Source organism: Micromonospora sp. NBS 11-29, from assembly GCF_002140155.1.
GTDB lineage: Bacteria > Actinomycetota > Actinomycetes > Mycobacteriales > Micromonosporaceae > Micromonospora.
In genome coordinates, this window is sequence record NZ_NAPR01000006.1 from 340,214 (window position 1) to 348,655 (window position 8,442).

At 74.8% G+C, this 8,442-nt stretch carries 5 protein-coding genes and 3 pseudogenes; 4 read left to right on the top strand and 4 right to left on the bottom strand.

Annotation, left to right across the window (positions count from 1 at the left end):
- The 4 genes and pseudogenes from B1205_RS09235 to B1205_RS09250 all read left to right on the top strand — a co-directional run.
- Nucleotides 1-938, top strand: a pseudogene (locus tag B1205_RS09235) (FAD-dependent oxidoreductase); the annotation flags it as partial.
- 218 nt (nt 939-1,156) lie between these two features.
- Nucleotides 1,157-3,579, top strand: a pseudogene (gene nirB, locus B1205_RS09240) (nitrite reductase large subunit NirB).
- The gene (gene nirD / locus B1205_RS09245) at nt 3,576-3,923 is read left to right on the top strand and encodes a nitrite reductase small subunit NirD (protein ID WP_089155223.1); all 348 of its coding nucleotides are present in this window, start codon (nt 3,576-3,578) and stop codon (nt 3,921-3,923) included. The pseudogene nirB and the gene nirD overlap by 4 nt, the downstream one beginning before the upstream one ends.
- Nucleotides 3,923-4,956, top strand: a pseudogene (locus tag B1205_RS09250) (uroporphyrinogen-III synthase). The gene nirD and the pseudogene B1205_RS09250 overlap by 1 nt, the downstream one beginning before the upstream one ends.
- Before the next feature lie 6 nt (nt 4,957-4,962).
- Here the strand turns inward: B1205_RS09250 and B1205_RS30245 are convergent.
- The 4 genes from B1205_RS30245 to B1205_RS09275 all read right to left on the bottom strand — a co-directional run bounded on the left by B1205_RS30245 (nt 4,963) and on the right by B1205_RS09275 (nt 7,510).
- On the bottom strand, nt 4,963-5,928 hold the full coding sequence (locus tag B1205_RS30245) for a rubrerythrin family protein (protein WP_217809769.1): 966 nt from the start codon (nt 5,926-5,928) through the stop codon (nt 4,963-4,965).
- 149 nt (nt 5,929-6,077) lie between these two features.
- Complete coding sequence (locus B1205_RS09265) at nt 6,078-6,695, bottom strand: GTP-binding protein (protein WP_089155224.1); 618 nt, start codon at nt 6,693-6,695, stop codon at nt 6,078-6,080.
- Nucleotides 6,676-7,038, bottom strand: a complete 363-nt coding sequence (locus B1205_RS09270) for a DUF742 domain-containing protein (protein ID WP_089155225.1) — start codon at nt 7,036-7,038, stop codon at nt 6,676-6,678. Before B1205_RS09270 ends, B1205_RS09265 begins: the two co-directional genes overlap by 20 nt.
- 64 nt (nt 7,039-7,102) lie before the next feature.
- Nucleotides 7,103-7,510: a roadblock/LC7 domain-containing protein gene (locus B1205_RS09275; protein ID WP_089155226.1), complete on the bottom strand. Its 408-nt coding sequence runs from the start codon at nt 7,508-7,510 to the stop codon at nt 7,103-7,105.
- Between the last annotated feature and the right edge of the window lie 932 nt (nt 7,511-8,442).

Here is an 8,442-nt window from a genome sequence, read left to right on the forward strand (position 1 = left end):
CTCGACGTGACCGTGGTCCACCCGGTCGGTCACCTGATGGACCGCCAGCTCGACCCGGTCGCCGGGGCGGTCCTCGCCGGCACCCTGACCGGGCTGGGCGTCCGGGTCCGGCTCGGCGTCCGGGCGACCGGGGTGACCGCCGACGCCGACGGCGTCCGACTCCACCTGCGCGACGACGACCCGCTCGCCGCCGACCTGCTCGTCCTCTGCTGCGGCGTACGCCCCGACACCGCGCTGGCCAGGGCGGCCGGGCTCACCGTCGACCGGGGGGTGGTGGTGGACGACCGGATGCGCACCAGCGACGTGCGGATCTCGGCGGTGGGTGACTGCGCCCAGCACGACGGGACGCTGACCGGGCTGGTCGCGCCGGCCTGGGCGCAGGCCCGGGTGGTGGCCGACGTGCTGACCGGGGCCGACCCGCTGGCCCGGTACCGGCCCCGGCCGGTGGTGACCCGGCTCAAGGCGGCCGGCATCGACCTGGCCGCGATGGGCGACATGACCGGCGCACCGGCCGGCCACGGCCCGGACGCCGCCGGCACCGGGCCGGTCGAGGAGCTGACCTTCGCCGACCCGGCCCGGGGCACGTACGCCCGGCTGCGGATCCACGACGAGCGGCTGACCGGCGCGATCCTGCTCGGCGACAACCCGGCGGTCGGCACCGTGGTGCAGCTCTTCGACCGGGGCGCGCCGGTGCCGGCGGACCGCCGTTCGCTGCTGCTCGGCCGGNNNCGGCGGAGCCGGCCGTCTCCCCGGCGCTGATGCCGGACGCCACGGTCGTGTGCCGGTGCAACGACGTGAGCAAGGGCGCGCTGGTGGCGTGCTGGCGGGCGGGGGCCCGGACCGTCGCGGCGCTCTCCGCGGCGACGCGGGCCGCCACCGGCTGCGGCGGCTGCCGGGACGCGGTGGCCGGCATCGCCGCCTGGCTCACCGAGGCGGACCCGCCCGGCGGCGACGCCGGCAGCCGCGACGCGGACGGCCGCGCAACCCGCGGCCCGGGTGGCGGGACCGACGACGCCGGCAGCCGGAGCCGCGTCGTAGCCAGCGACGGGGCACCCGGTCCGGACGGCCGGCAGACGAGCGCGGGCAGGAACCGCGAGGCGGTGGAGGTGACGCGATGAGCGAATCCAGCGGCAGGTTGGTGGTCGTCGGCAACGGGATGGTCGGGCAGCGCTTCGTCGAGGCGCTGCGGGCCCGGGACCGGGAGGGGCGATGGCGGGTCACGGTGCTCGCCGAGGAGCGGCGACCGGCGTACGACCGGGTGCGGCTCTCCGCCTTCTTCGACGGCGTCGACGCGGACGAGCTGAACCTGCACACCCCCGACGACGGGGTGGAGCTGCGGCTGGGCGAGCCGGCCACCGGCATCGACCGCACCCGGCGGGTGGTGACCACGGCGGCCGGTGAGCATCCGTACGACGCGCTGGTGCTGGCCACCGGGTCGTACCCGTTCGTGCCGCCGGTCGACGGCGTCGAGCTGCCGGGGGTGTTCGTCTACCGGACCCTGGACGACCTGACGGCGATGCGGGAGCACGCCCGGGGCCGGCGCACCGGCGCGGTGATCGGGGGNGCGTGGTCGAGTTCGCGCCCCGGCTGATGCCGGTGCAGGTGGACGAGGCCGGCGGCGCGATGCTCCGCCGGTACGTGGAGGAGCTGGGCGTCACCGCGTACCTCGGGGTGGCCACCACGGCGCTGCGGCCCGGCCCGGACGGCACGGTGGCCGCGCTCGACCTCGCCGACGGCCGCTCGGTGGACGCGGAGCTGGTGGTGGTGGCCGCCGGCATCCGGCCCCGGGACGAACTGGCCCGGGCGGCCGGGCTGCCCCTGGGTCCGCGCGGCGGGGTGCTGGTGGACGCCGCCTGCCGGACCTCCGACGAGCGGATCTGGGCGGTCGGCGAGTGCGCGGCGGTGGACGGCACCTGCCACGGCCTGGTCGCGCCCGGGTACGCGACCGCCGAGGTGGTCGCCGACCGGCTGCTCGGCGGGGCGGCCACGTTCCCCGGCGCGGACACCGCGACCAAGCTCAAGCTGCTCGGCGTGGACGTGGCCTCGTTCGGTGACGCGCACGGCGTCACCCCCGGCTGTCTCGACGTGACGTTCACCGATCCGGTCACCCGGTCGTACGCGAAGCTGGTCCTCTCCGACGACGCGCGGACGCTGCTGGGTGGCGTGCTGGTCGGGGACGCGAGCGCCTACCCGACGCTGCGGGCCAGCGTCGGCGGGCCGCTGCCCGCTCCCCCGCTGGCGCTGCTCGCGCCGGCCGACGGGGCGGGCGCCGGCGCGGGCGCGCTGCCGGCCGCCGCCCAGGTCTGTTCCTGCAACGCGGTGACCCGGGCCGACCTGGACGCGGCGATCGCCGGCGGGGCGACCGACGTGCCGGCGTTGAAGGCGTGCACCCGGGCCGGCACGAGCTGCGGCTCCTGCGTGCCGATGCTCAAGCAGTTGCTGGACGCCGCCGGGGTCCGGCAGTCCACCGCGCTCTGCGAGCACTTCGACGTGAGCCGGCAGGAGCTGTTCGACCTGATCCGGGTCCGGGGCATCCGCACGTTCTCCCGGCTGGTCGCCGAGCACGGGCGGGGGCGGGGCTGCGACATCTGCAAGCCGGTGGTGGCCTCGATCCTCGCCTCCCTCGGCGCCGGCCATGTGCTCGACGGCGAGGCGGCGTCCCTCCAGGACACCAACGACCATTTCCTGGCCAACCTGCAACGCGACGGCAGTTACTCGGTGGTGCCCCGGATACCCGGCGGGGAGATCACGCCGGAGAAGCTGATCGCCATCGGCGAGGTGGCCCGGGACTTCCGGCTCTACACCAAGATCACCGGGGGGCAGCGGATCGACCTGTTCGGCGCACGGGTCGACCAGCTGCCGCAGATCTGGCGCCGGCTGGTCGACGCCGGGTTCGAGTCCGGTCACGCGTACGGCAAGGCGCTGCGCACCGTGAAGTCCTGCGTCGGCGACACCTGGTGCCGGTACGGGGTGCAGGATTCGGTCGGGCTCGCGGTCGCGCTGGAGCTGCGCTACCGGGGCCTGCGTGCGCCGCACAAGCTGAAGTCGGCGGTCTCCGGCTGCGCCCGGGAGTGCGCCGAGGCACGCGGCAAGGACTTCGGGATCATCGCCACCGAGACGGGCTGGAATCTGTACGTCGGCGGCAACGGCGGCTTCCGGCCCCGGCACGCCGACCTGTTCGCCACCGATCTGTCCACCGAGGCGCTGATCCAGCTCATCGACAGATTCTTGATGTACTACATCCGCACGGCGGACCGGTTGCAACGCACGGCCGCCTGGATCGAGGCCATGGACGGCGGCCTGGACCACCTCCGGGCGGTGCTCGTGGACGACTCGCTGGGGCTCTGCGCCGACCTCGACGCGGCCATGGCCCGGCACGTCGCGGCGTACTCCGACGAGTGGCGTGACGTGCTGGAGGACCCGGAGCGGCTGCGCCGCTTCACCTCCTTCGTCAACGCCCCGGACGTGCCCGACCCGTCCATCACCTTCGCCGTGGAGCGGGGCCAGCCGGTCCCGGCCCGCGACGCCGCACACCGTCGCCAACCCGTCGTGCTCGGCCTGCCGGAGGTACGCCGATGAGCCCCGTCGTCGCGCTGGACTGGACGCCGGTCTGCCCGCTGGACCGGCTCGACCTCGACCGCGGCGTGGCCGCGCTCGTCGGCGGGGTGCAGGTCGCGCTCTTCCGCACCGACGGTGGGCTGTTCGCGGTGGACAACCTGGACCCGGTCGGCGGCGCGTACGTGATGTCGCGCGGACTGGTGGGCAGTCGCGGCGGGGTGCCGACGCTCGCCTCCCCCCTGCACAAGCAGGTCTACGACCTCACCACCGGGCACTGCCTGGACCTGCCCGGCGTGACGCTGCGGCGGCACCGGGTGCGGTGCCGGGACGGCCTGGTCGAGGTGCGGTTGCGGCAGGAGGAATGATGCGCGACGAGCTGGCCGGCTTCACCATCGGGGTCACCGCGGACCGGCGGCGGGACGAACTCGCCGCCCTGTTCCAGCGGCGCGGCGCGCGGGTGGTGCTCGCCCCGGCACTGCGGATCGTGCCGCTGGCCGACGACACCGACCTGCGCGAGGCCACCCGGACCTGCCTGGAGCACCCGCCGGACGTGCTGATGGCGAACACCGGCATCGGCATGCGGGGCTGGCTGGAGGCGGCCGAGGGCTGGGGGCTGGGCGAGCCGCTGCGCGGCACGCTCGCCCGCGCGTACGTGGTCTCGCGCGGTCCGAAGGCGACCGGGGCGATCCGCGCCGCCGGGTTGCGCGAGCACTGGTCTCCCGCCTCGGAGAGCTGCGAGGAGGTGGTCGAGCACCTGGTCCGGCGCGGCGTGGCCGGCCAGGTGGTGGCGCTGCAACTGCACGGCGACCGGCAGCCGGAGTGCACCGAGGCGCTGGTCGCGGCCGGTGCCACGGTGATCGAGGTGCCGGTCTACCGGTGGGCGCCGCCGGCCGACCCGGCGCCGTTGCACCGGCTCATCGACCTGGTCGCCGGCCGGCTGGTCGACGCGGTCACGTTCACCTCCGCCCCGGCGGCCGAGGCCCTGCTGCGGGCGGCCGGGGACCGGACCGAGACCGTGCTCCAGGCGCTGCGCGGCGACGTGCTGGCCGGGTGCGTCGGCACGGTCACCGCCGAGCCGCTGGTGCGGCGGGGGGTGCCGGTGAGCGCGCNCGCACGGTCTCGGTGAAGGCGGCCGGGCATGTGCTCACGCTGCGCGGGCACGCGGCGGTGGTCGACGGGGAACTGCGACAGCTCGCGCCGGCCCCGATGGCGGTGCTGCGGGCGCTCGCGACGTCACCGGGGAAGGTGTTCTCCCGTACCGCGCTGCTGCGGACGCTGCCACGCGGCGCGGACGAGCACGCGGTCGAGATGGCGGTCGCCCGGCTACGGGTCGGGCTGAAGGCGCCCCGCGTGGTGCAGACCGTGGTGAAGCGGGGCTACCGCCTCCGGGTGGACTGAGCCGGCTCAGCTCCGTCGTGCCCCACGGTCCCCGCCGATGCCGCCGAGTTCCAGGTCGACCAGGGCGAGCAGGAACGCCGACGCGTGGCCGGCCTCGTCGTGCGCGATCTCGGCGAAGAGGTCCGCCGACTCGTCCTCACCCACCGAGTCCGCCTGCCGGGCGAACGACGGGTACATGGTGGTCGCCTCGTAGATCTCGCCGTCGATCGCCGCCCGCAGGTTCTCGGCGTCGGTGCCGACCAGACCGGCCAGCGTCGCCGCCTCGGAGAAGTGCTCACCGAGTTCCTGACTGGCGGTGTTGTCCCAGAGTTGGGCCAGGCGCGGCTGGCCGTCGGCGCGGGCGTGCTCGGCGTAGCTGGTGTACTTCGCGTACGCGAACGCCTCGCCGCGCATCGTCGCCTCCAGGTTGTCCTGGGTCGCGCCGGAGCAGACCGGCTCGCCGGCGGTGATCGGCACCGGCGTGACCGCCTCGCCGACCGGGACCGGCACGCCGGAATTGGGATGGTTGATCGCGAACAACGCGGTGCGGAACCGGACGGCGTGTTTCGCCTCGTCGTCCGCCAGTTCGTCGAAGAGCCGGGCGGCCCGGTGGCATCGGTCGCGGCGGGCCTGCCGCGCGTACCCCGGGTACACGACGGTGGCCTCGTGCCGCTCGCCGTCGATCGAGTCGCGCAGGTTGTCCTCGTTCGAGCCGACGAAGTCGATCGACGCGGCCTCCTCGGCGAAGTGCTCGCGCAGTTCGGTCTCACCGGTCGCCGCGAACAGCGCGGCGATGTCGTCGTGGCCGTTGCGGGACGCCTCCGCCCCATACGCCAGGTAGCGGGCGTGCGCGAACGCCTCCCCCTCCATGGCGGTCAGCGTGTTGGCCCGGGTGGTCTCGTCCGCCGCGGCCGCCCGGGCGGGCGCCGGCACCGGGCCCAGGCCCAGCGCGGCGCCCACGACCAGCGCCGTGACGCCTCTGACTGTCTGCATCGATTTCCCCTCTCCCGTGAAAACGTGTTCACGGAGCGTGACAACACTCGGGGGAATCCTAAGTTTCCGCAGGTCAGAGGCGGAACCACCGACGTTCGCCGCGTCAGCTTCCGACTACGGGCACCGACGCGAAGAACGACAAATCCGGCTCAGCCCACCGAGGCCGGGTAACCGTGCTCGGCCTGGAGCCGGAGCATGGCGTGCTCGACCACGGTCACCAGCACCTGCTTGACCGAGTCCCGCCGACGCGCGTCGCACATCACCATCGGCACGTCCGGGGAGATGGCGAGCGCCTCCCGGACCTCCTCCAGCTCGTAGTGCGGCGCGTCGCCGAAGCGGTTCAACGCCACGACGTACGGCAGCTTGCGGTTCTCGAAGTAGTCCAGCGGCGCGAACGCGTCGGTGATCCGGCGGGTGTCCACCAGTACCGCCGCGCCCACCGCGCCCCGGATGATCTCGTCCCACATGAACCAGAAGCGGGTCTGGCCCGGCGTGCCGAACAGGTAGAGGATCAGGTCCTCGGCCATGGTGATACGGCCGAAGTCCATGGCGACCGTGGTGGTCTCCTTGCCCGGCACCTTCGACGCGTCGTCGATGCCCACGCCGGCCGCGGTCATCAACGCCTCGGTGGTCAGCGGCTGGATCTCGGAGATCGCCCCGACGAGCGTGGTCTTGCCCACGCCGAAGCCACCCGCGATCACGATCTTCGCGGAGATGATCTCCCGGCCGCGGTTCACCCCGACGGGGTCATAGTTCGCGAAGTCCACTTAGCACCCTTCCAAGCAGGTTCATCCGCGCCGCGAAACCCGTCGCGGGAGCGGCAGTGTGTAGCGTCAGCAGGCCCTCGGCCACCATGTCGGCGACCAGCACCCGGGTGACGCCCAGCGGCATCCGGGTGTAAGCGGCGATTTCCGCCAGTGACTGCGCCCGGCCTTCACAGACCGAGGAGATGCGGTACTTGTCGTGCCCGGCGAAGCGCGCTTCTGCCGACTGGGTGGCCGTGCTCGACAACACGGCCTCGAGCGCGATGTTCTGCAACGGCTCGGTGCGGCCCCTGGTGACCGCGTACGGTCGCACCAGCGCGCCACGCGGATCACGTCGCGGTTCCATCTCGCGATCACCTCCTCTCGTACGGAGCCGCGGCGGCTCCGGATCACCAGGTCATCGGGTCCGGTCAGGACCGGACGGCGTCCCTCGGCAGCGGCACCAGCGCCTGGCCGACGCGCTCCACCAGCAGCGCCATCTCGTAGCCCACCTGACCGACGTCGCAGCTACGAGCGGCGAGCACGGCCATCGACGAGCCGTCGCTGATGGACATCAGGAAGAGGTATCCGCTGTCCATCTCGATCACGGTCTGCAACACCCCACCGGCGCTGAACATCCGTGCCGCGCCCTCGGTGAGGCTGACCACGCCGGAGGTGATCGCGGCGAGCTGGTCTGCCCGGTCCTGGGGCAGGTCGCGGGAGGACGCGAGGAGCAACCCGTCCGCGGAGACCGCCACCACGTGGGCGATGCCCGCCACGCTGTCGGCGAAGTTGGTGAGCAACCAACCCATGTCCTGCATGGCCGCCGGCCTGTTCATCGGTTCGTCTCCTTGTTCGAGGTGCTGTTCGGGTCGGCGCCGGCCGTACGGCCCCGCTGGACGCCACGGTGGTAGGCCGAGAGCAGGCCCCGCACTTCGTCCGGCGTGCGCCGGCTGCGGTCCCGCCCGCCCTTCGGTTCGATCCCGCCGGGCACGAGCTGCGCCTGGGGCACCCGCTTGGGCAGGCCGGAGCGGGTGGTGCCGCCGGTGGTGGGCTCCGCGGCCCGGCTGGCCCGGGTCCATCCCTCGTCGGCCGCCGTCCGCCAGGCCTCCGGGTCGATCGCCGGCGGCGTGGGCGCGGGGGCCGGGGTCGGGGCCGGCGGCGTGGGCGCGGCGGCCGGCGTAGCGGGCGCGGCGGGCGGGGTGGCGGCGGCCGGTGCCGGCGCACTGAACGGCGACGGCGCGGTCAGCCCCGACGCCTGGGCGCCCGGGGTACGGGTGGGCAGCGGTGGCCGGGCCGGCGCCGTGGGTTGCGGCGCGGCCGGCTGCGCCGGGGCGGGCGGCGGCTCGTCGAACCGGGGCCGGGCGAAGATCGTGGTCTCGTCCTCTCCGTGCGAGCGGAACCAGACCGCCTCCATCTCCCGGAATATCGGCGCCTCGGCCGGCTGGTCCGGACGCGCCACCACCGGTGCGGCCGGGGCGGCCTCGACCGTCGGCGTGGGAGCGAACGCCTGGTAGGCCGACGGGGCCGCGGCGGCGGGCGGGGTGGCGGGGGCCGCGTCGCCCCCCGGCGTCCGCTTGGGCAGCGGATCGAGCGCCGGGTACGCGACGGTCGGGCNCCCGCCGACCAGCCCACGCCGGGGGCCGGTGGGGGTGCCGTAGCCGGCGTCGCGGCGACCGGCGCGGCGGTCGACACGGTGGGCATCGCGCCGGTCGCCCCGCCGAGCTGCACCGCCGGGGGCAGGGTGTCCCGCGCCTCGGCGGGGGGGCGC

What these genes read in the sequence shown, in the direction of transcription:
- nirD (WP_089155223.1), top strand. Translation starts at nt 3,576, where the DNA reads ATGAGCCCCGTCGTCGCGCTGGACTGGACGCCGGTCTGCCCGCTGGAC.
- B1205_RS30245 (WP_217809769.1), bottom strand. Translation starts at nt 5,928, where the DNA reads ATGCAGACAGTCAGAGGCGTCACGGCGCTGGTCGTGGGCGCCGCGCTG.
- B1205_RS09270 (WP_089155225.1), bottom strand. Translation starts at nt 7,038, where the DNA reads ATGGAACCGCGACGTGATCCGCGTGGCGCGCTGGTGCGACCGTACGCG.
- B1205_RS09275 (WP_089155226.1), bottom strand. Translation starts at nt 7,510, where the DNA reads ATGAACAGGCCGGCGGCCATGCAGGACATGGGTTGGTTGCTCACCAAC.